We start from the raw sequence: 23,681 nt of genomic DNA, 5'->3' as shown, positions 1-23,681 counted from the left end.
TTATGCTAGGTCTTTTCTTAGTAGATCGTAAAAATCTGCAAGAGATTTCAATTCAGTCGAAGCTTTCATGCTAGCTTGGTATTGGTCCTTGTGACTAAGCAAGTGACTGAGTTTCGCCTCCAAGCTTTCCAAGGTCAAGTCACTTTCTTGAAGTTCTTCTGCGTAGCCTTTCTTAACAAAGTAGGCTGCATTTTCAATCTGATCTCCACGACTTGCTTCACGACCCAATGGTACGATGAGATGGAGTTTCGCCATGGCCAAGAGCTCGAAAATCGTATTGGCACCGCCACGCGTCACCACCACATCTGCCATCTCCATCAAGGGTTGATAGAGATCCGTCACATAATCAACACGAAAGAGATTTTGACTCAACTCATTGAGGCTTGAATCTCCAGTGAGATTGATAATATTGTAGCGTTCGGTCAGTTCTTGCTTATGATCTGTCACCAATTGGTTAAATACACGAGCTCCTGCAGAACCACCAACAAACAATACCGTTGGCAATTTAGGATCAAAGTGGGTTTGGATATCCACCAATTCATCTGGTTCAGGAGTTTTTTGGTCTGAAACCTTGGTCACTGCCCCCACATGCTCGACTTTTGCGAGACCAGCAGCCTGCTCAAATGTCGAATACATCTTAGTCGCAAATTTATAGGCAATTTTATTGGCTAAGCCCATAGAAAGGTCCGATTCATGAATAAAGACAGGCACTCCTGACACTCGCGCTGCGATAACCGGCGGTACAGAGACAAATCCTCCCTTAGAAAAAAGAGCCTGTGGACGCAGTCGTAACATGATAAAGAGCGATTGAACAATTCCCCAACCAACTTTGAAGACATCCAGCATATTTTGCCAAGAAAAATAACGACGCAACTTCCCAGTCGCAATAGAATGGAAAGTAACATCCAAACCTGACTTGAGGATTTCTTGGTGTTCGATTCCGTGTTTATCACCAATATAGTGAACTTCCCAGCCGTCTTCGATGAACTTGGGCATTAATAAGAGGTTGAGGGTGACGTGTCCAACCGTCCCCCCACCTGTAAAGACAATTTTTTTCATATTATTCCTTTAACTCCGCTACTGTGTCGATGAAAAGATCTCCACGTACTTCAAAGTTAGCATACATATCCCAGCTAGCATTAGCAGGACTGAGGAGAACCACGTCTCCTTGAGTCGCAAGCTCATAAGCCTTGCGGGTCGCATCAGCAATATCTGTCGCATCTACATAAGCCACACCAGCCTTATCCGCTGCCCGTTTGACACGTTCTGCAGATTGACCGAGGATAACCATCTTCTTGAGCCCAGTAATATCTGGCACTAATTCGTCAAACTCATTGCCGCGGTCCAAACCACCTGCAATTAAGATAACCTTACTATTGTCAAATCCTGACAAGGCTTTTTGAGTGGCTAAGATATTGGTTGACTTGCTATCGTTATAGAATTTGACACCCTGAATTTCATCCACAAATTGGAGACGGTGTTTGACACCACCAAAGGATGAAAGAGTTTCCTTGATGGTTTGGTTGTCTACACCACGAAGCTTGGCTACAGCCATAGTCGCAAGGGCATTTTCTACATTGTGGCTACCTGGAACACCGATTTCACTAGCTGCCATGACCACTTCTCCACGGAAGTAGAGTTGACCATCTTCCAAATAAGCTCCATCAACCTTTTCCTGTGTTGAAAATGGTACAACAGTAGCTTGTGTTTTGGTAGCCAATTCTTTTGCCAAATCTTGGTTAAAGTTCAAAACAAGGAAATCAGCTGCTGTCATCTTGTTCTGGATATTCCACTTAGCTACCACATATTCTTCAAAAGAGCCATGGTAGTCGATATGAGTGGGCATAAGGTTGGTAATAACCGCAATCTCAGGATGGAATTCTTGAACACCCATCAGTTGGAAAGAAGAAAGTTCCATGACAAGCGTGTCCTTAGCCGTTGCAGTTTGAGCCACTTGACTGGCAGGATAGCCGATGTTCCCTGACAAGAGACCATGTTGGCCAGCAGCAGTCAAAACTTCCCCAATCATCGTCGTTGTGGTTGTTTTCCCATTTGAACCAGTAATACCGATAATTGGCGCATCTGAAATCAAATAAGCCAATTCCACCTCAGTCAAGACTGGAATCCCCTTTGCCAGAGCCTTCTCAATCATGGGATTGCTATACGGGATGCCTGGATTTTTCACCATCAGAGCGAAATCTTCATCCAATAATTCCAAAGGATGCCCACCAGTGACAACCTTGATCCCATCTTCCAGCAAGCTTTGAGCAGCAGGATTTTCCTCAAAAGGCTTGCCGTCATTTACTGTCACAATAGCACCTAGCTTGTCTAGCAAACGGGCCGCAGACTCACCAGACTTAGCTAAACCTAAAACAAGGACTTTCTTATTTTTAAATTGATCGATTACTTTCATGTCTCAAACTCCATTTCTACTCCTACTATTTTACCATTTTTATGAAAATAATACTAAACGAAAATGCTCTAGCCTTCATTCTAGCATAGAAAAAGAGAGCCATAGCTCTCTTTCTATTTATCTTCTTCTGCTCTTTTTTACAGACATGAGCGTAATGTCTCTCAAGCTAAAGTAAGCTAGGGCCAACATGGCGATTGTGACAAAGAATTCTGTCGGTAATTGGAAGATTTGCAAGATGGACAACATCAGCAAAATCAAGAGTGCAACAACTACAAAGACCAAGATAACGATGTTGACTGTTCCTTTGATACTTTGGGGTGTCGCAAATACATAGAGTAGTAATAAGAGTATCCCTATGATTAAATAGACCATCTTTATCTCTTTCTAGCTCTTATTCAGCTGATTTTTTCTTCTTGTTGGCTTTCTCACGCTCTGCCTTGTTAAGGATTTGTTTACGCAAACGGATAGACTCAGGCGTTACTTCCATGTACTCATCGTCATTCAAGAATTCAAGAGACTCTTCAAGGGTCAAGATACGAGGTGTCTTGATAACAGCTGTTTGATCCTTAGTAGCTGAACGAACGTTGGTCATTTGTTTGGCCTTAGTGATGTTAACTGTCAAGTCGTTTTCACGAGAGTTTTCGCCAATGATCATTCCTTCGTAAACCTCAGTACCTGGGTTGACAAAGATGGTTCCACGTTCTTCGATAGACATGATTGAGTAAGTTGTAGCCTTACCAGCATCGATGGAAACAAGGGCACCACGGTGACGTCCCCCAATTTCACCTGGAATCAATGGCAAGTATTGGTCGAAGGTATGGTTCATGATACCGTAACCACGAGTCATTGACAAGAACTCAGTTGAGTACCCAATCAAACCACGCGCTGGAACAAGGAAGACCAAACGAGTTTGACCATTACCAGTTGAAATCATATCCAACATTTCACCCTTACGTTCAGAAAGGCTTTGGATAACAGAACCTTGGTATTCTTCTGGAGTATCGATTTGAACACGTTCAAATGGCTCACATTTAACACCGTCGATTTCTTTTACAATAACCTCTGGACGAGATACTTGAAGTTCATAACCCTCACGACGCATAGTTTCGATAAGGATTGACAAGTGCAATTCTCCACGACCTGAGACAGTCCATTTATCTGGTGAGTCCGTTGGGTCAACTCGTAGGGAAACGTCTGTTTGCAATTCTGCTTGCAAGCGTTCTTCCACCTTACGAGAAGTCACCCATTTTCCTTCACGACCTGCAAATGGTGAGTTGTTGACCAAGAAGGTCATTTGAAGAGTTGGCTCATCGATGTGTAGGATTGGAAGAGGTTCAATGGCATCTGTCGGTGTAATCGTCTCACCAACAAAGATATCTTCCATACCAGAAACAGCAATCAAGTCACCTGCTTTAGCTTCTTGGATTTCACGACGTTCCAAGCCAAAGAAACCGAAGAGTTTTGTAACACGGAAGTTCTTCGTTGTACCATCTAGTTTAGAAAGGGTAACTTGGTCCCCAACTTTCACACTACCACGGAAGACACGACCGATACCGATACGACCTACGAAGTCATTGTAGTCCAAAAGTGAGACTTGGAACTGCAAAGGTTCATCTGAGTTGTCCACTGGAGCAGGGATATGGTCGATAATGGTATCAAAGATTGGTGCCATTGTTTTTTCTTGATCAGCTGGATCATCTGACAATGAAGATGTTCCGTTGATAGCTGAAGCATACACCACTGGGAAGTCAAGCTGGTCATCATCTGCACCAAGCTCAATGAAAAGTTCCAAGACTTCGTCCACTACTTCTGCTGGACGAGCTGATGGTTTATCGATTTTGTTGACAACCACGATTGGAACAAGGTCTTGTTCCAAGGCTTTTTTCAATACGAAACGAGTCTGTGGCATGGTTCCTTCGTAGGCATCCACGACCAAGACAACACCGTCAACCATTTTCATGATACGCTCAACTTCTCCACCGAAGTCCGCGTGTCCTGGTGTGTCCATGATATTGATACGAGTTCCGTTGTAGGCAACGGCTGTATTTTTTGCAAGGATGGTAATCCCACGCTCTTTTTCGATATCGTTTGAGTCCATAGCGCGCTCTGCCAATTCAGTACGTGCATCAAGAGTTTCAGATTGTTTCAATAATTCGTCAACGAGGGTTGTTTTACCGTGGTCAACGTGGGCGATAATCGCAATGTTACGGATATCTTCTCTTAATTTTGTCATGATTTCCTCTAATATTTAAATTTTTATTTCTAACTGAACAATTATACCACAGTCTCATTCAAAAATCACAGTTCAGCTAAGTGTAAATGTTTTCACTCTGCTTTTCTAGTCAAGGCAACTCTTTTCAAAGTCAGAGACTTATGATAAGATAAGCTGGTATGCGTTTAGATAGATTATTAGCCCAAGAAAAGGTCAGTCGCAAGGCTATGAAACAGGCTTTATTAAAAAAAGAAATCCTAGTGGACGATTGTCCAGCCAACTCCCTCTCTCAAAATGTCGACACTGGATTGCAGAAATTAGTCTTTCAAGGACGGCAAATCCAAGGCTACGAGCACAACTACCTCATGCTTCATAAACCAAATGGAGTCGTTACAGCTAGCAAGGATAAGGACCTACCAACCGTCATGGACCTCCTTCCACCTGACATCCAGTCTGACCAGCTCTACGCTATCGGCAGACTAGACCGCGATACGACGGGACTGCTCCTTTTGACAGACAATGGACCTCTTGGTTTTCAACTCCTTCATCCCCAGTACCATGTTGATAAATCTTATCAAGTGGAAGTCAACGGACCACTCACGTCAGACCATATCCAAAAATTCAAAGACAGAATTGTCTTTTTAGACGGGACCACTTGTAAACCAGCAAAGCTAGAGATTCTAGCCGCAAGCCCAACAGAGAGCCGGGCCTCCATCACCATCTCAGAGGGGAAATTCCATCAGGTCAAGAAGATGTTTCTATCAGTTGGTGTCAAGGTGACTGCCCTAAAACGTGTCCAATTCGGTGACTTTACATTAGACCCAGAACTAGCAGAAGGGCAATACCGTCCCTTGAATCCAGAGGAATTGAAAATTATTAAAAACTATTTAGAGATGAGTCGATAAAACAAAAAAGCTTTATATTTAAAGCTTTTTTGTTTTTGATTATCTAAAAAATATTGCGATTGCTAGAATCCAGTTCAGAACAGAAACTACAAGTCCTACGATATTGAGAATCTTTTCTGTTTTATAGTCCAGTCCAGATTCTTTTTGGTATGAAAAAGCCAAGACCAATCCTATAATCCCCAAAATCAGACCCACTATTGGAGATAGCAAACCAAGGACGATAGATAAGATACCTAAAATAAGTGAAGGTTTTTTCTTTTGTTGTGAATTCATATTATAAAACCTCCTTAAATTTAATATAAATGATGATACCTTAAGATACTAGCTTTATCTACCATTCGACAGTTTTTAACAGAAGCTTAGCTCGTCTTGACCTTCCCGTTCCAAGAATCCAATCCATAAGAAAGGATATAAATTTCAGAGAAACCTTGTTTTTTCAGATAAAGTGCTGCATTGGTCACTCGTTGTCCGCGTTGGTTTTCGTAGAGAAGGACAGGTTTATCCTTACGAAGGGCTGCAAGGCTTGACTTCAACTGATTTGAAGGAATATTGCGAGCTCCAAGGATATGTTTTCTGTGAAATTCTGCTGGTTCACGGACATCAATCAACTGCCCTTTTCGAATCAAGGCTTCAAATTCTGCATTATCCACAATCTTAGCCGCACGACGAATACGAAGGTAGTTATAACCCATCCATGCCGCCATCGCCAATACGATTCCCCAAACAATCCAAATTGTCATAAGTTCTTATCTCCATTTTTCTCTATGTAGTCTAATTCTATCTTGTGCTCTCTACGAAGAACAGCTTCCGCCTCTAGATAGTCTAGCTTGTCCATCAGACCTGCATCATAGATCCGAGAGAGTTCGAGCTTCATCAGTTCAATATCATACAAGCGCTTCCCCATGTAAACAATAATGCCAAACTGTTTGAGAAATTGCTGCACATCATAGAATGTTTTCATAGCTTCCATTTTAGCAGATTCTAGACTTTTTTTCAATACTGGACCAGCTCTTTCCCCCTATTTTCTTCGTCTTCATTGCCCATTCTTCCGCAAGTGTGGTACAATAAAAACATGAGAATTCAACAACTACACTATATTATCAAAATTGTCGAAACTGGCTCTATGAATGAGGCAGCCAAGCAGCTCTTTATCACCCAACCCAGTCTCTCTAATGCTGTTCGAGACTTGGAAAATGAAATGGGTATTGAAATCTTTATCCGCAATCCCAAGGGCATTACCTTAACCCGTGATGGGATGGAGTTTCTCTCCTATGCCCGTCAGGTCGTTGAGCAAACTCAGCTTCTGGAAGAACGCTATAAAAATCCTGTCGCCCACCGCGAACTTTTCAGCGTTTCCTCTCAGCACTATGCTTTTGTAGTCAATGCCTTTGTCTCTTTGCTCAAGAAAAGTGATATGGAGAAATACGAGCTTTTCCTTCGTGAAACTCGGACTTGGGAGATTATCGATGACGTCAAGAACTTCCGTAGCGAGGTCGGTGTCCTCTTTTTAAACAGCTACAACCGCGATGTTTTAACGAAAATGCTGGATGATAACCACCTGCTAGCGCACCACCTCTTTACCGCTCAACCCCATATCTTTGTCAGCAAGACCAACCCTCTAGCTAAAAAAGATAAGGTCAAACTGGCTGATTTGGAAGACTTCCCTTATCTGAGTTATGACCAGGGGACGCACAACTCCTTCTACTTTTCAGAGGAGATTCTTTCACAAGAGCACCACAAAAAATCCATCGTAGTCAGTGACCGTGCCACCCTCTTTAACCTTTTGATTGGTTTGGATGGTTACACCATTGCAACAGGGATTTTGAACAGTAACCTCAACGGAGACAATATCGTTTCCATTCCGCTGGACATTGACGACCCGATTGAACTAGTCTATATCCAACATGAAAAAACCAGCCTGTCTAAGATGGGCGAACGCTTTATCGAATACTTACTAGAAGAAGTTCAATTCGATAATTAATAGAAAAATGAAAAATGAAAAAGGGAAAAAGAAAAAGTTAGGAAATAAAAAGTGAAAAAGATACTACTGACCAGTGCTTTAATCCTTTCAATCGTAGGATTAGCACCCGCATCCGTCTTAGGAGAAGAAAACACAACTCAATCTACATCTGCTGTCAAGGAAGCAATTGCCAAAGAAGAAAAGAAAGAGTCGAGTGTTGAGGAAAACTCTAAATCAGAAGTTCTTCCGAAAGTAGATGTGCAAGAAGACAAGCCCAAAAAAGAAGGATGGCACCAAGAAAATCACCACTGGCGTTTTTACCAAGATGATAAACCTGCTTTGAACTGGAAACAAATTCAAGGCAAATGGTACTACTTCGATCAAGATGGTAATCGTCTTCATTCTACTATCTACAAAGGCTATGCCTTTGACCAAGATGGAGTCATGACAGAAAATAGCTGGACCAAACTGGACAATCAATGGTATTATGCTGATTCCTCTGGACGACTAGCTCAGAACACCTGGAAAAAAATTAACGGCTCCTGGTACTATTTTGACCAAATTGGAAGTATGCTCAGCAACACCGCCGTTGACGGCTATCTTCTCACAAAAAGCGGAGCTATGGCAGAAAAGGGCTGGACTAAATTAGACCAAATTTGGTACTATGTCGCTCCTTCTGGAAAAATCTCACAGGATAAATGGGAGAAAATAAACGGTTCTTGGTACTACTTTGACAAAGACGGTGGAATGCTGAGTGCGACAACCTTCAAGGGCTACCTCTTCAACCAGAGTGGAGCTATGACAGAAAACAACTGGGTCAAAATCAAGGATACTTGGTTCTATGCGAACGGATCAGGGAGATATATCCGAGACAACTGGCAAAAGATTCAGGGTTCCTGGTACTCATTTGACCAGAATGGTGGGATGCTAGCAGACAAATGGAAAGGAAGCTACTACCTTAAAACCAGTGGAGCCATGGCGGAGAATGAGTGGATCTTCGATAAAGCCTACAAGAGCTGGTTCTATCTAAAAGCCGATGGCCGTTATGCAAATCAGGAGTGGATTGGAGCATACTACCTCAAGTCAGGTGGTTACATGGCAAAGAGCGAATGGATTTACGATAACTCTGACAAAGCACGCTACTACCTAGATGATAATGGGCATTATGTTTCAGGAACTTACAAGATAGACGGTAAGGAACACCTGTTCCAAAAATACGGCCAATGGATTTCAGAAGTTTCAACTGAAGGCGGATTTACAAAAGGCCTATACAGCAATACCATTTTCCTAGACCCTGGGCATGGTGGTCGAGATTCAGGTGCCTTTTACTACAATGTAGCTGAAAAAGATCTCAACATGCAGATTTACCGTAAGCTTCGTACTAAGTTAGAAGAACTAGGCTACAAGGTCCTCACTTCTCGTGATAGTGATATTGACGTTGATTTTGTTACCGAACGTTCTCGTATGGTTAATAAGACCAACTCTGATATTTTTATCAGTATTCACTTCAACGCTACTGGTAATACCTACTCAAAAGCGAGCGGTATTCAAACCTACTCCTATAGCGATGAACCTGATTATCCAAGTAAGATTAATCCATACTGGCACAACCATCCTGATCGCATTAGTGAAAGTAAGCGCCTCGCTGCTGCTATCCACTCCTCTCTCTTAGCCGAAACAGGGGCTAAGGATGCTGGTCAGTTAGAAAGAAGTTTTGCCGTCCTACGCGAAACAGCTAAACCAGCCGTCCTCCTTGAACTTGGTTATATGGATAATTTCACTGAAAGCCAACAAATCAGAGATAGTCGCTACCAAGATAAACTGGTGGCAGGCATTGTAAAAGGAATTCAAAAATATTACGCTGGTAAATAAAAATAAAGTCTCGAGAAACCTCGAGACTTTTCTATTTGTCTTCTTTTTTATCTTTATCAGGAAAGAGGTAGCCAAGTCCTACACAAGCTAGCACTCCCGCACCAATCACCAAACCACTTGAAATTGGCAAGAGATCAAAAATAGCATTTGCAATGATAAAAGCAATAATTAAGCACATCAGACTAGCCTTATAGTCTTTTTTCAAAAGATTTTCTAGAGTGAAATAGAGGAATAAGCCGACTGGAATCAGTGACCAAAGGTTGACATCCAAGCTTGGCCATCCAACAGATCCGAAATACAATACTAGCGCTGCTGCTACTAAAAATACAAGTCCCAATAATTTTTTCATTTTTTGTCTCCATTTTCTTTTTAATTGACTTGAGTTGTCTGATACTGACCTCTCACGTCCCTTACAAAAATCATTATAGCAGAGGAATTTCTCAAGAACAAGACCTTTTGCCTATCTGGTCAATATCTCTGTCTATGTGGTTGAATAGTGGTGATAAAAGAAAAAGAAGCCCGTTTGGGCTTCTTGATTCTGCCGATTGTAACAGTATTTTTGAACGAATACCATCTAGTTTTTCTTTTCCTTTGACTCTAGAGAAGATTTGATTGCTTCACTATCTGCTTGCAGTTGAGCTAAGTTCTTTTCTGCTTCCTCAAGTTTACTGGTATCTGGTTTCACACGATAATAAACATCTTCTGGTTTCATTAACATAGACCCATAATCTTGGCCCGAAAGTAGTCTTTCTTCAGCATGATTGCTTTTATCCGTAATCTTTCCGTCATCAGCAGGTTGCATAACAACTCCACTTGGCACAGCTACTACTACAAATCCTCCAGCAACAGAATCTTTTACCCACGCACTGATAGAAGCTGTCTCAGGGTTACGACTATCTTGACCTTTTGATACCTTTAATCCAACTACAGATTCGTACTTTTGATCATTTGTAAACCAAGTCGCATCTACTTCTCCAGAATTCTTAATAATGTATTCATTGCCAGATTGACTACGCCAAGTGCCATCTAAACTAGACAAATCATTGTTCTTGATTGCTTCAATATCTAGTTTTGGAACGGTAGTTTCTTTCTTCAACTTGCTAACAAGTGCTTCTGCTTCCGTAATTTTGGTATCTAAAGCAGTCAGTTGATCCTTGAGTTTCTGAATTTCCTCTTGTTTATCCTTATCAGTCTCATCCGTTTTTCCTTGGCTTGTAGAAGCTTGACTTGTTGTCTCTTTAGTTGAAACTGCAGACGATGCTTGATTTGACTCTTTCTTTCCAATCAGAAGATATGAGAAAATACTTACCAAGATGAGAGTGACTAAAACAGAGAGTGCTATGCCAATATAGATTTTTATATTTTTATTCGGAGCCGACTTTGATTCAGACCGCTTAGGTCCATTGATCTCTTCAAATTGTTTTTCCCGTTCTTTCTTATTCATAATTTTCTCCTTTTTGATTGATATTCAGCCAAGCTTACGATACTTCATTCGTTACTATCCATGAACTTTTATGACTTTTAAAAAAAAATCCAAGCAAAAATTTCTAGAATAAATAACTATAAAAATATCTCTAGATTGGTATCAAAACAAGTATTTATTACAATACATTATACCACAAAATATAAACAACCGTTTGTATTTATATTTTTATAAGCCAAAGAAATGGATTTTAAACAGAACCCATCTCCATTAGAAAAAGCCTGTCCTGAGACAAGGCTTTTACATATATCTCTTTAAAATCTCCTATTTTCATAGAAATCTAAATAATATATTTCTAAATCAATATTTTCACAAAACTATGTCATCACCTCACCATCTAATCTCAGTACATAAACCATTTTTTCTATAGCTTTTGTCTTAATCTTTATTTTTTCTCTTCAATCCAAGAAAAGCTCCTACTATAAACATGATTCCGGCAGCTAATAGTGTCTGGGCTCCGCTTGCTGTTCCGGTTTTTGGCAACTCATTAGGATTGTTACTAGTTGATTTACTATTGATGTTGGTATTTTTATTAGTTAAGTTCCCTTGTTCATTTAGATAAACGTTCTTGTTAATTTCAAAGTTTTTATCATTTTCATCAGAAACAATACTATTGACATCATTAGTTGAATTAGATTGTGTTTTTTCTTTCTTTTTCGATACATCAAAAGTAGGTTTATTTTCCTCCTCCTTTTTCTCCTCTATTTTCTTGAATACAGGTTTTATAAAGGTATCTTTTGATAGATTAATAACATAGCCGGCGTCTTTTTTACCTTCGAAACCAGAAATTTCCCAACCATCAAATTGGTATCCTTTTTCTAATTCACCCTTATAGACAGGTAACATAAAATCTTCTTCCGACACTATCGTTGAACTCATTTCTTTTCCATTTTGAATGGTCACAGTTACCCTATGAGGTTTTAATTCACTTACCTCTCCCGTATCTTTGTTTAAAATGAATTCTTTTACGGTAGTATTTCTTGCAAAATCTTTTACAACAATCTTAATGTTTAGTGTCTTGTCTGTTAGTTGTTTAATATCATCAAATGATTTGTATTCTTTTCCATTTACATAAATATGTTGTTCTTGAATCTCACCATCGAATCCATTATTTCTCTTATCATTAATATTAAACACTACAGATTTTCCGTTAGCATATTCGATACTAGTATTTCCCTTAGGATCAATGTTTACTGCTGGTTTTACATTATCATATAAAAATTGATAGTGTACTCCAACCGCTTTCGCATTCAAATCGCTATAGCCAGTTTGAAGATAAACATTTCCATCCATATCTGTTACCTTATCTGGAAATCCGTTTGCTTTATAGTCTTTCATCCCCCAGTCCATGATGTCACCGTCTTTAACATTAAGCTTAATGTTAAAATCTCTAGTGTTATCAATGTGTAAATCTCCGTAGATTAAATAATTATCTACAACCGATTCATTAACTCTCAACTCCCAGTTAAAACCACCCTTATCAGAAATCTTACCTCTTAAATAAAATTCTGGATTTCGTACATAAATTTTATTAGTTTTAGATGGATTAAAGTAGTTCTTGTCCATTGAAAGATTTACTGGTTTTGCATCAATAAATAACGTAGAGCCATCTTCTTTTATAGCTTCTACATTGGACTTATCCTCTCCTGTGTACTCTTTACCATCCTTACCAAATAATACCAGTTTAGAAGGATTTGTTACAAGATTGCCATCTTTATCGATTGCCTCCCCTTTATCATTCATTTTAAATGTAAACACTTGATATCTTACAATGTTAAAGCCGTCCAAAGCCGACATTAATACTGATTGAGTACTTCTTCCATCTTCAACATTTCTACTATCAGCATAAATTGTTGTTTCTGATAAGACTCTTAGATTAGGATTGGCCTTTTGGATTTTTGCTATATCTTCCTTGCTATAGACTCCATTCCCTTCTAACATATCCGTTTTCCCAGGATTATAGGTAGTCACTTTTAGTGCATAGCCTTCCCTTAGAATGATGTTATCCTTTAACAGATATTGTTGTTTTTCTGAGTCAGCATAGATTTTACCAGATTCCATGTCCGTTAAATTGTTTGGTTTGTTTTTTGAAAGATCTCCTTCTCCTAATTCTATTACATTCCCATAACTTGATGCATACGGATATTCTGTTTTAGTTTCCTTATTTTTTTCAGGCATTCTAATTTTAGTTTCAGCTTTTATCTGATCACCATCTTTAACAAAAAATCTCATATCTCCTGCAAAAGCTAATCCATCCACAATATCATTAATATTAGCGTATAAATCAAATGTCATCGCTTTTGAATGTGAATCATACTTGGTCGTTTTGATTTCTATCGATTTATAATTATTGCCATAATATACCTTGGCATTTTTAGAAACATTACTGATCTTTCCAAGAATTTCAAAGTGTCCATCTTTAGATGGGTTTAGAATGCCATAAATTTTTGATTTGATTTCATCAAGTTTTTCAGTTTCATATTGTAAGGCACTACCATCGTCATATGCAATAATATTTCCCTTATCATCGTATTTATAATCGTATTCCTCTATTCTCTTACCAGTTTCACTTGTAAAGTCATCAACTTCTCTGAATTTCTTTTTAATGAGTTTCTTTAAGTCTTTACTTTCAAAATCTCTAATTGTTGAAATAGTTTTATGAATAGTCAAGCTAGATTTTTCTTCGGTAGCCTCTTCATTTTCTTGATGATGTTCTACTTCCGTTGTATCTTTTTTAAGACTATCCTCTTTTCTATTTTCTAAATTTTTAAATTTAGATTCGGGAATCTCGCCAAGCTTTTGGTATTTAGATGAATCTTGATCAGGATCTACTAGATAATAGGAAATCATCCCCTTTTCATCAGCATGATCAGCAAATTTAATTCTATGAATCTTTGTGAAATTGCTAGAACCGTCTAATGCAATCACTTCAATGATTTTGCCCCTTAAATCTCCTGCACCTTTAATTTCATAAATGGTGTTTCCGTCTTTGTCAAGTTTTCTATTTCTTCCTTGACCCTCACCTGCATAAGTGACCTCAAGATTTTTCTCAACCTCTCCATCTTCATTAACAAGAGCGGCGCCAGCATACCAAACTTCGTTGGCAATCTCGTCAAATTTTTCAGGATGTTCTTTTTGATCTCTCGCAAATAGCGTTTCATTCTTGTATTGCTCTTTGACCTTGTGATAAGTATCCTTTGTAATTAACTTAATTTTTTCAGGGTTTGAAAAATCAATTGAAACAATCTTTGGAGGGGTGTTATCAATTTTTACAGGAATATAGGAAACCTGCCATGGGTAATCCTTGGTTAATCTATATTTAAATTTATAGAAATATTGGCCTTCCGCAATCGGTTCAAATTGTCCTCGTATCTTAGTAGCAGGATCTTTTTTGTCATTACTTTCTGGGGCATTTTCTTCTCTACCTCTAGGGTTATAAATGAGTCCATCCCATTTCAAGTCACCCCAAACTTTTAGTTTAGATGATTTAATGCCCTTTGCATCATTTCTTTTAGAGTTTAAAATTCCTTTAATAAAGTGTTCTCTCGAAATGACTTTTAAGTCTCTTTGATTTTCTCCTTCTTTATTTGTATTTACTATTGAAATCACTCCTTCTTCTGCACTTCTTAATACAAGTGGAGAAGGCGTTAATCCTCTCTCAAGTTGAGCATCTTGAGGATTTCCATTTGAATCTAAAGGATAAATTTTAGCAATATTAGAACCACTTGATGAGGGTGCGTTGATTCCTTCGTTATTGAAAGCAAATAATTCTGGATTTTGATCTAGAGATGTTGTATTTTTATCTTTTCTATTTTGGATAACTCCTGCTGGATTAAATTTATCTATACCATGTTCTCCACCAATCCCCTTATTTAAGGTACCTGGAATTTTTGGTTTGCCATCATCATCATAACCTTCCATCGCTTTTGATTTTGACCCTTCTTCCCAGGCCCATTTATCAAGTATTGGTTCGTGGTTCCAATTCCCAGCAAATCCCATTAGAGGCATCGATAAAGAAGGTTGGAAGTTTATTTTCTTCCCGTTGGAGTTTAGAGCTTCCATTTCTTCCACTGACTCAAAATGAATAAATGATTCTACAAATTTATTTTTATTTTTTGCTTCCCCAACATTTATAACCGCATTTAAATCAAAGCTGGAATTTGGACCTATAGTGAAAGTGTCATGCTCAAATGTGATATTTGCTCCTTTGACTTTTTCTGGGTGAATTTCTGGAACAATTTGCTTCCCGTCCGGAGATTTTTCATCTTTATATGTTTCATCGAGTTTTAGCCTATCAGTTAGAGCATCTGTAGTTACAGTTGATGCAGAAACTTTAAAGGTTAAAGGTCTATTTGAGGTATTGTGAAGCTTGATTGTAAAGTATTTTTTATCACCTTTTATTTCTTTAAGAGAAATGGAACCATATGAATTTACCAAACCTTTAGAATCTGTATTTTTGAAAGTTGCTACAACTTCATTTCTCAAAGCGTTGGCAACATTAATTAGTCCCGCTCCCTGCTGTCTAGGTGATGCAAAGTATTGACTCTTTTCTTTCCAAGAGGTTGCATCCATCATAGGTCTTGCAGTATTTTGTAGGGCTATTTTTGTAAGACTTGTAAGGTCTATTTTGTCATCTCCCTTAAGATTTTTCAAGACAGGTCTTTCAAGCAATTCCTTTAATTTTGGTCGAATCAAAACAGTAGAAGCTGCTACGATTGGAGTTGCCATACTAGTTCCTGACATATAACCATAAGTGGATTTACCATTAATAACATTTAGAGTAGATTTAATATTTTTACCAGGTGCTGAAACATCCGGTTTTAAAAGCAAATCTGTTCTTGGCCCCCAAGATGTAGACCCTGCTGGAACGATGATATCTTCTTTATAAAGTTCTTTGTCTGTGTCAGCTGCAAATTTAAAGTCAATTTCTTTTTCATCACCTACATTCGGTTTATTAGAATTATAGCTTTCCATATCAATTGGATAGTATTGTTCTAAGTTATCTTTAAAATCTTCCTTATTATTTCTTTTGACTTCAGTTTTTTTATCAGGGTTAATCATGTTCCATAATTTTACACCATCATCTCCTGAAATTGAAAATACTTGACTTTTAGTCCCTTCATCCGCTTCATATCCCATAGCTGGAAGGTCTGTCCAATTATCTCTATTGTAGTAATTTACAGTATTTACAACCATAATGGCACGTGCGCCTTTATCCGTAGCTCTTTTAAAAGCATCTTTTAAATCCTTGGTATAAATTCTATCCATTACTGCAATTTTGCCCTTAAGATCCAAGCCTATCAAATCTTGGTCTTGACCTTTGCCTATATATACAAATTTTAATTTATTTGGAGTTTTTGACCCATCCTCATTTGTTAGGATTTTATTCTTATCGAAAAAAGCACCTATATTTCTGTATTTAAAACTTTGTCCACCTATGTTAACTTTATCAAACTCAATTGTTTGATTTTTAGCAGAAGCGACCGCTATCGCATCTTCATGTGCAGCAGTTCGTGTTACATTTCCAGTATCTGTCATTTTCAGATTATTATTGGCTACTAAATCCCAAGAAGAACTTGAAGCAGAAGTCGCAAAGTTACCTGTAGCAACAACCATTGGGATTCCAGCTTTTCTTAATGCTCTAATAGCCTCCCAATATTTCTCGCCTACAAGACCGGTTCCCGTAAAGCCAGATGATACCGAAACAACATCGACATTGTGTTTGATCGAATCTTCAATAGCATGAAACATTGTTTCATCACCTGCAAACCCAGATCCTGCGTCAGAGTACATTTTATAAGAGAAAATTTGTGCATTAGGCGCAATTCCATCTATGCCATTAAAGTTCTTGATATCTTTTTCAGTATCATTTCCAGCAAGAATCCCTGCAATATGCATCCCATGTGGGTCAAAATAATCCCTTCCATCATCATATTTTTCTACAGTGATTTTACCACCATTATAATAATTGAACGCATGAGGGATTTTATCACTCAACCAATAATTCTTATCAGTGCCTTTTAAGTCATCTTTTTTAAATTTCATTGAGTCTTTGGCATCGTCATCAATCCTCATAGCCTTATGCCTATAATCTGTTCCAGTATCGATATTTGAAATGACCATACCTCTACCATCAAAATTTTTCCCAAATGGAGCATTGATAGACTTTAGGTAATCAATAGCTTCCTCAACTCCAATTTCCTTTCTGGCATGATTCATCATTGGTTGGAGTTTTTGTGATCGTTCAACCGACGAAACACCTTCTATTTGTTTAATTTTGTCCAAATTATCTGGAGTTGTTTCAATGGCAGCGCCATTAAAAATCGTATTATAGGTATATAAAACTTTTGTATCCTTAAGATTTGATAGTTCCTTAATTACTTTTTCTCCAGATTGTTTATCTTTAAATTCAGCAATATAGACAACTTTATCTTCTTTTTTCGGATTTTCTGTATCTTTATTTACAAATGAGTCCGCATCATTTCCTTGGGATTGATTGGAGTCTTCTTTGATACTTGCTCCTTCGTTACTAGTTTTTTTGTCTATCACAGACTTTTTACTAACAACCTCTTTTTCCTCAATAACTGTTGTCTTCTTCTCCTCAGTATCCTTTGAAGTTTCTATAACATTATGAAGTTCTTCAGATTGTTCATTGTTTTCTGTTTCTTTATCTGCTACTACTTTTTCTTTATCTGCTACTACTTTTTCTTTATCAGAAATTCTTAAAGCATCTTCAGAACTAGGTGCATCTGCTAAAATTACCTCATTGGGGGCATATGCTGCTAAAATAACTGCAGCAGTAGTTAATGACAATACCGTACTTTTTTTCATTTTAATTCCTTAATTTTTTATTTTAAACCCAATAGATAGAAAACTTTAACCTTGCTAGCCTTTGTTATAAAAAGTTTTATGACGTATCATCTAGTGGGGTAGAGTAGTACATTTATATATAATTGTTAGCTCTCTGAAAAACAGTATATCAATTAAAAAAATTTAAGTCAAGAAAAATTAACCCAGGTTAATTTTTTTTTTAATCCATGTTAACAAATAGTCTAGTCAATAAATATTATAGTTAACTGGCTACAATATAAACTCATTCCTACCATCAAAAATATTATCAATTAACCGGAATAACTACCAAAATCGCAAAAAGGGGGGATGGATACAACTTATACTTAAATAAATATGCAAAAACAACCGCTATAATTTTCAACGGTTGTTTGTAACATATTTAATTTTTAACTCTCATCCTATCTTATCTCTTACGAACCCGCACTTTCGTAGGCGTCCAAGCCCCTGTCCCAGAGTTTTAAAGAAATAACAAAGAAAACAAGGGAAATCAAAATCAACCCACCAATGTTAAAGATCCCGTCTTTGTCCTGCAAGAAATAGCTGGCAGGATAGTAGGCCGTAAAGGCGAAAGGCACGATAAAGCTAATCAACCAACGAAGGAGCGAATTGTAAATGGAAATCGGGTACTTGGCAAAGTCATTAAACATATAGAAAATGTAAATCATGGCTCCTGACTGCTTGGTCCAAAAAGCGATACTGGCAGTCGCGATTTTCAAGGAAGTATAGATCAAGGTCGCAAAAGGAATGCAGACTAGAAAAATCAGGAATTTTGGAAGAGTCCAACCAATGCTAGACACTGTGGTCGCTAACAAAATACCACCGACCAATAGTTCGCCCAAGGCATCAATCTGAAAGGTCTCAACCAAGATGTGAAAAAGAGGATTGATAGGACGCGTCAGGTACTTGTCAAACTCTCCTTTTCGCACCAAACGTTGCCCCAGAGCCCAGAGATTGTCAAAAAAGAGATGATCTAGTCCCTTGGGAATTAAGGAAAATCCATAGATAAAGGCGATTTCTTGAAAAGTCCAGCCTTCTAAAGAAGGAATGTGTTGAAAGAGCACATTGAGAAACAAGAGGTTCAGGCCTTGAGTCAGAAAAACTCCTAACACGCCCACCACAAAATCGACCTTGTATTCCATGATTTGCTTGATGTATTGTCTGATAAAAATCAAATGCATGCGTTGATATTTTTTCATACTAACCTCCTTGAATAGTGATAAAGGACTGGACTCGTTTCCATATCAACTGAGACAAGCCCACCATCACTATGAGCCAGAAGAACTGTAGCAAGAGTGCTTGAAGAATCTGACTGGCATCGTATTTCCCAACAATGATCATAACTGGAGTATAAATCAAAGATGAAAAAGGCAAGAAGGACAAAATATCAGAAACAATCTTTGGAAAGAAAGCCAAGGGAATCAGACTTCCAGACATAAAGGCCACTATAGAAGTCTTGAGTAGATTGGAACCCCATAGATTTTTAAAGACAAAGGCTGAAAATCCAAAGCAGATATTAAAGAAAAAGTTGATTAGGTAGGCTAGAGTTAAGCTAAAAAGATAAAGGATGGTTAAGCCCAGCAATTCTACAATTCCTTGTCCTGATAAGATTTTCATCAAGACAATGACACTTAAAAATGGCAGTCCAACAGAGATAAAAATCAACCACTTGGAACCAAGCTCCGTAAAGAGATAAGAGGCCGCAAAATGCACTGGTCGCAACAAGCGCATGATAATGGAACCATCCTTGACCTCCTCCCCGATCATAAAGGAGCTGTCCGACCTAGTCAAAAGATTAGTCACAAAGCTCATGATGATGTATAGGGTGATGTCTGCCATACTAAAGCCCTGAATCAAAGATTCTTGCGAGGAATCAAAGACAGCCTTCCAGAGATAGAAAGCAACAAAAGCTCCCATAACATCCCCAATCCGATAAAGTAGAAAGTTGACTCGATAGGTAATCAACTCCTGAATCCCTGCATTGATAAAGGGTTTATAACGTCTCCACAATTTGACCATCTTAGAGCTCCTTTCGGTAGAAGCGACGGATAATATCCTCAATATCCGTATCCAACATCTTCAAATCGCGAATTTCAAAATCAGACAGGGTTTGCTTGATAATATCAGCTGACTGGTAGCGGGAACTATCAAATTCAATATTGAGGCTATTTCCTTGTCTATCAATGGTCATATCAGGCAGGCCTTCATAGTGAGAAAGGAGATGACTTTGACCTGGTAGCAGTTCAAAGGAAAGAGTCTTCATCTTGCCAAAGGTCTCCTTGAGCTGGCTAACCGTTCCATCAAAAATCTCTTGCCCCTTATCAATCATAAAAATTCGATCACAGAGTTGCTCAATGTCGCTCAGGTCGTGAGTGGTCAAGAGGATAGTTGTTTCTTCCTCCTGATTGATCTGGGTAATAGCCCGACGAATGTTGTCCTTGACCGAAACGTCCAAACCAATGGTCGGCTCATCTAAAAAGAGAACTTTAGGATTGTGGAGCAAGGAAGCCGCAATATCCGCCCGCATCCGTTGCCCCAGTGAAAGAGTCCGCACGGGGTCTTTGATAAAGTCCTTCAAATCCAAGACTTCATTCAAAAAGTCCATGCGTTTATGAAAGAGCGAGTCCGGCACATCGTAAATCTCTTTTAAGACCGTATAGGTCTCTTGCAGAGCCAAATCCCACCATAGCTGGGTACGTTGTCCAAAGACCACACCAATATCTTTAACATAATCCTGACGATTGTCCTGCGGAATCTTGCCGTTAATCCGACAAAAACCAGATGTCGGTTTTAAAATCCCTGTCAGCATTTTGATGGTTGTTGACTTCCCAGCACCATTTGCGCCGATAAAACCTAGAATTTGGCCCTTGGGTACCTCAAAAGTCAAATCCTTGACCGCTTCAAAGGTCTGCTTTTCAGGATGAATAAAGGAGCGCAAAGCCCCTTTCAAGCCTGGTTCCTTAACAGTCTTCACAAAATTTTTCTGAAGATGTTCCACTTCTATCATTGCCATATCTATCTCCCTATCGCAAGGAATAGCAACATTGTATTTTTGACTACAAATATTCTAAGTCCTTACTTTCTAAACTTTCTAATTGTTATTCTTACAGAAGGCTTTATACCAACCTATTATAGTCCAATAAAAAACGGAATGCAAGCGTTTGCCTACAGATTATGAAATTAGAGATTTCACTCTTAAAATGCTATTTTAAATCCAAAATTCTGGTTTAATAGTTTCCTTAAAACACCAAAAAGACCTGCCCGATGGGCAGGTTACGAGTTGTAAAAAGCAAACTATTTTGATCAATATGATTCACTATTTAATCAACGAACTAATCTTTCAAAATTCTTTTCACAATCCCATCTCTATCAATTAGAAAACAATCTGGAAAGGTCATATGCTCCCATTTTTCATAATCAAAACTGGAATCAAAGTGATGTAGTAGTATTCCTATCAAATTCCCGTGTGAACTAAGTAAAATCATTTTTTCTGAGTATCTCTCTTCCAATTCCATTAAAAAATTTAGTACTCTAGCTAGTGCGTCTTGATTTGATTCCCCTTCTAAAAGAGATTCACTAGGATTTTGCCATAAATATTTAATACTGTCTTCAAACTCAGAATCTTTTATAAAGGTTGAAGATAATTTTCGCTCTCGTAACCGATTATCAAGAACTATTTTATCAAATTGAATTGGCGAGCTATTAATCGTTTCAAATGCTCGTTTATAAGGACTAGAAAAATAATAATCAATATTAAAAGAATTCAAAAAATCTAACTGGTCAAGAGATGAGAATCCTTTTTCTGATAAAGTTCTATTGAAATCATCACTTGAAAATCTTGAATGAGCATGTCTAAGTAAAATATAAGAATTATTCATAAGTCATTACCTTTCAATTATTATCATCAGTCTCAATGGATTTTTAAGCCCTCAATTATTCTCTAAAAATTCTTTAATGCGAGAAACAATAGCATCGCTTTGATAATGATAGAGGTCGTGAGGCGCATCCATATAGACGACTTGAACATTAGACTGGTCGCTTGCAAATCTCTCTGCATAACGTTGCCACTCAGATTGGCTAAAGCTAGTACCTTCACCGTTAGACACCAGTAATAAGGTGGGAATTTTCGGATTGATGCTAGAAGTAACTTTCTTAGCATTTTCCTTTACCGTTTGGGATTCATGAAACATAGCTTGTGACATCAACTGCTTATAAGCTAGAAGTTTATATTGTTTTCGTTCACTTTCGATCAGAGTTTGATTTTTTATATAAAAGGACTCAGGGAAATAACGTAATAACCCAATCTTACTGCTACAATAGGCCAACGTAAGCAAGGCCTGATTATCCTTTAAATTCTCATAACTTGACGGCAGTGCCCAATCTAAACCAATCAAGGCTTTCACTTCATCAGGATACTTCTCCTGCCAAGCCAAACTCTCTAGACTAGCCATGGAATGAGACAGAATGATAAACGGCCCTGTGATATTTGCTTGCGAAAGAGCTTGGCGAGTCTCAGACAAAACCTCCATCACATCTCTTGAATAATTGCTATCATCACTATAACCATATCCCGCCCGCTCCACGATGACTACTTTATACTGTTTCGATAAGGATTCCGATACTTCTTTAAAATCCAATATAGGAGAAGCAATACCAGCACCTGAGAGAACTACAATAGTCTCAAGACCATCTCCTTCAACGTAAACATTTATTTGATGTCCATTGACGAGAACTTGTTGCCCCATAGGTGTCAGTGAGGCTTCTTCCTTTTCCAAACTGATACGGTGAAAGATGAATGTAGCGAGTAAAAACAAAAGAATGAAACTAAGAATGCCAAGAAACCATTTTTTCAGTATTTTCATAGCATTATTGTACAAAAAATAGGTCCTTTTAGCAACTTAAGATTGGTTCTTCTACAGTATATTCGCTATATATTCAGACACAAAAAACCCACCTTCGCAGGCAGGTTTTATCTGTATTGTTCAGCTAGATTATGCTTTACCTTCTGAACCGAATACGTCGATACGTTCTTCAACTGATGCTTGGATAGCTTTTACACCGTCAGCCAAGAATTTACGTGGGTCGAAGAGTTTTTTCTTGTCGTATTCTGCTTCGTTTGCTTCGTAGTCACGAGCAAATTTACGAGTTGCGTTAGCGAATGCGATTTGGCATTCAGTGTTAACGTTAACTTTCGCAACACCAAGTTTGATCGCTGCTTGGATTTGGTCATCAGGAATACCTGAACCACCGTGCAATACGATTGGGAAGCCTGGAAGAGCTTCTGTCAATTTCTTCAAGTGGTCAAGGTCAAGACCTTCCCAGTTTGCTGGGTAAGGACCGTGGATGTTACCGATACCAGCTGCCAAGAAGTCGATACCAGTTGCAACCATTGCTTTAGCGTCTTCGATTGGAGCCAATTCACCTTTACCGATGATACCGTCTTCTTCACCACCGATAGTACCAACTTCAGCTTCTACTGAGATACCTTTAGCGTGTGCTTTTTCAACAACATCTTTAGCCAATTTAAGGTTTTCTTCAACTGGAAGGTGTGAACCGTCAAACATGATTGAAGTGTAACCAACTTCGATACACTCAAGTGCATCTTCGTAGTGACCGTGGTCAAGGTGGATAGCTACTGGTACAGTGATACCCATTGACTCAACAAGGTTAGCGATCAAGTTGCGAGCAACTTTGTAACCACCCATGTATTTAGCAGCACCCATTGAAGTTTGGATCAAAACTGGAGCTTTTTTAGCTTCTGCTGCACGCAAGATAGCTTGAGTCCACTCAAGGTTGTTTGTGTTAAATCCACCAACTGCATAACCGTTGTCACGAGCTGCTTGGACAAATTTTTCTGCTGAAACGATTGCCATTTGTCAGGCCTCCTATATATTTTTTGGGACATCCCATTTACATTGTTCATTTTATCACTTTTTGATAAAAAAAGCTAGTTTTTCCCATACTTTAGATTGAATTTCTTCCAATCC

General features: G+C 38.4%; 19 protein-coding genes. 3 read left to right on the top strand and 16 right to left on the bottom strand.

The features are described from left to right. The 4 genes from BWR56_RS02750 to typA form a co-directional block, all read right to left on the bottom strand. Positions 1 to 1,059 (bottom strand): UDP-N-acetylglucosamine--N-acetylmuramyl-(pentapeptide) pyrophosphoryl-undecaprenol N-acetylglucosamine transferase, encoded by a 1,059-nt coding sequence (locus BWR56_RS02750; RefSeq protein ID WP_076984424.1) that lies wholly within the window; start codon positions 1,057 to 1,059, stop codon positions 1 to 3. Between the two features lies 1 nt (position 1,060). After that, positions 1,061 to 2,413: a UDP-N-acetylmuramoyl-L-alanine--D-glutamate ligase gene (murD, locus tag BWR56_RS02745; RefSeq protein ID WP_076984423.1), complete on the bottom strand. Its 1,353-nt coding sequence runs from the start codon at positions 2,411 to 2,413 to the stop codon at positions 1,061 to 1,063. A 117-nt stretch (positions 2,414 to 2,530) separates the two neighbouring features. After that, a complete protein-coding gene (locus BWR56_RS02740; RefSeq protein ID WP_000262666.1) occupies positions 2,531 to 2,785 on the bottom strand; it encodes a DUF3165 family protein in 255 nt (84 codons plus the stop codon). Between the two features lie 19 nt (positions 2,786 to 2,804). Then, the gene (gene typA / locus BWR56_RS02735) at positions 2,805 to 4,646 is read right to left on the bottom strand and encodes a translational GTPase TypA (RefSeq protein WP_000164116.1); all 1,842 of its coding nucleotides are present in this window, start codon (positions 4,644 to 4,646) and stop codon (positions 2,805 to 2,807) included. A gap of 158 nt (positions 4,647 to 4,804) precedes the next feature. On the opposite strand from typA, the gene BWR56_RS02730 reads away from it, so the two are divergent. Continuing rightward, positions 4,805 to 5,530: a 16S rRNA pseudouridine(516) synthase gene (locus BWR56_RS02730; RefSeq protein WP_076984422.1), complete on the top strand. Its 726-nt coding sequence runs from the start codon at positions 4,805 to 4,807 to the stop codon at positions 5,528 to 5,530. Between the two features lie 39 nt (positions 5,531 to 5,569). Here the strand turns inward: BWR56_RS02730 and BWR56_RS02725 are convergent, their stop codons facing one another. The 3 genes from BWR56_RS02725 to BWR56_RS02715 form a co-directional block, all read right to left on the bottom strand. Further along, positions 5,570 to 5,803, bottom strand: coding sequence for a hypothetical protein (locus tag BWR56_RS02725; protein WP_049504694.1), 234 nt, complete (start codon positions 5,801 to 5,803; stop codon positions 5,570 to 5,572). An 86-nt stretch (positions 5,804 to 5,889) separates the two neighbouring features. Further along, positions 5,890 to 6,270, bottom strand: a complete 381-nt coding sequence (locus tag BWR56_RS02720; RefSeq protein ID WP_000158121.1) for a rhodanese-like domain-containing protein — start codon at positions 6,268 to 6,270, stop codon at positions 5,890 to 5,892. After that, complete coding sequence (locus tag BWR56_RS02715; RefSeq protein WP_044135604.1) at positions 6,267 to 6,500, bottom strand: YqgQ family protein; 234 nt, start codon at positions 6,498 to 6,500, stop codon at positions 6,267 to 6,269. The genes BWR56_RS02720 and BWR56_RS02715 overlap by 4 nt, the downstream gene beginning before the upstream one ends. A gap of 102 nt (positions 6,501 to 6,602) precedes the next feature. Between BWR56_RS02715 and BWR56_RS02710 the strand changes: the two genes are divergently transcribed. Together BWR56_RS02710 and BWR56_RS02705 are read left to right on the top strand one after the other, a co-directional pair. After that, positions 6,603 to 7,511 (top strand): LysR family transcriptional regulator, encoded by a 909-nt coding sequence (locus BWR56_RS02710; protein WP_001222584.1) that lies wholly within the window; start codon positions 6,603 to 6,605, stop codon positions 7,509 to 7,511. Between the two features lie 51 nt (positions 7,512 to 7,562). Continuing rightward, positions 7,563 to 9,362 carry an N-acetylmuramoyl-L-alanine amidase gene (locus BWR56_RS02705; RefSeq protein ID WP_076984421.1) on the top strand — a complete coding sequence of 600 codons (1,800 nt, stop codon included), beginning with the start codon at positions 7,563 to 7,565 and terminating at the stop codon, positions 9,360 to 9,362. 31 nt (positions 9,363 to 9,393) lie between these two features. Here BWR56_RS02705 and BWR56_RS02700 read toward each other — a convergent pair whose 3' ends face one another. From BWR56_RS02700 to BWR56_RS02655, 9 genes are all read right to left on the bottom strand, one after another. Next, entirely contained in the window at positions 9,394 to 9,711 is a 318-nt protein-coding gene (locus BWR56_RS02700; RefSeq protein WP_000734665.1) for a LiaF transmembrane domain-containing protein, read from the bottom strand. A 225-nt stretch (positions 9,712 to 9,936) separates the two neighbouring features. Next, a complete protein-coding gene (locus tag BWR56_RS02695) occupies positions 9,937 to 10,806 on the bottom strand; it encodes a DUF6287 domain-containing protein (protein ID WP_076984420.1) in 870 nt (289 codons plus the stop codon). A 417-nt stretch (positions 10,807 to 11,223) separates the two neighbouring features. Continuing rightward, on the bottom strand, positions 11,224 to 17,676 hold the full coding sequence (locus BWR56_RS02690; protein ID WP_076984419.1) for a S8 family peptidase: 6,453 nt from the start codon (positions 17,674 to 17,676) through the stop codon (positions 11,224 to 11,226). Positions 17,677 to 18,107: 431 nt separating this feature from the next. Continuing rightward, on the bottom strand, positions 18,108 to 18,893 hold the full coding sequence (locus BWR56_RS02685) for an ABC transporter permease (protein WP_076984418.1): 786 nt from the start codon (positions 18,891 to 18,893) through the stop codon (positions 18,108 to 18,110). Position 18,894: 1 nt separating this feature from the next. Then, a complete protein-coding gene (locus BWR56_RS02680) occupies positions 18,895 to 19,713 on the bottom strand; it encodes an ABC transporter permease (RefSeq protein WP_000240154.1) in 819 nt (272 codons plus the stop codon). A 1-nt stretch (position 19,714) separates the two neighbouring features. After that, entirely contained in the window at positions 19,715 to 20,707 is a 993-nt protein-coding gene (locus BWR56_RS02675) for an ABC transporter ATP-binding protein (protein WP_001240789.1), read from the bottom strand. A gap of 319 nt (positions 20,708 to 21,026) precedes the next feature. Further along, entirely contained in the window at positions 21,027 to 21,572 is a 546-nt protein-coding gene (locus tag BWR56_RS02665) for a histidine phosphatase family protein (RefSeq protein WP_001066186.1), read from the bottom strand. A 51-nt stretch (positions 21,573 to 21,623) separates the two neighbouring features. Continuing rightward, on the bottom strand, positions 21,624 to 22,556 hold the full coding sequence (locus tag BWR56_RS02660) for an alpha/beta fold hydrolase (RefSeq protein ID WP_196769370.1): 933 nt from the start codon (positions 22,554 to 22,556) through the stop codon (positions 21,624 to 21,626). Between the two features lie 129 nt (positions 22,557 to 22,685). Then, positions 22,686 to 23,567: a class II fructose-bisphosphate aldolase gene (locus BWR56_RS02655; protein WP_001018995.1), complete on the bottom strand. Its 882-nt coding sequence runs from the start codon at positions 23,565 to 23,567 to the stop codon at positions 22,686 to 22,688. Between the last annotated feature and the right edge of the window lie 114 nt (positions 23,568 to 23,681).

Source organism: Streptococcus oralis (assembly GCF_001983955.1).
In the GTDB taxonomy this organism is placed as follows: domain Bacteria; phylum Bacillota; class Bacilli; order Lactobacillales; family Streptococcaceae; genus Streptococcus; species Streptococcus jiangnanensis.
This window is presented reverse-complemented; position numbering and strand designations above follow the sequence as displayed.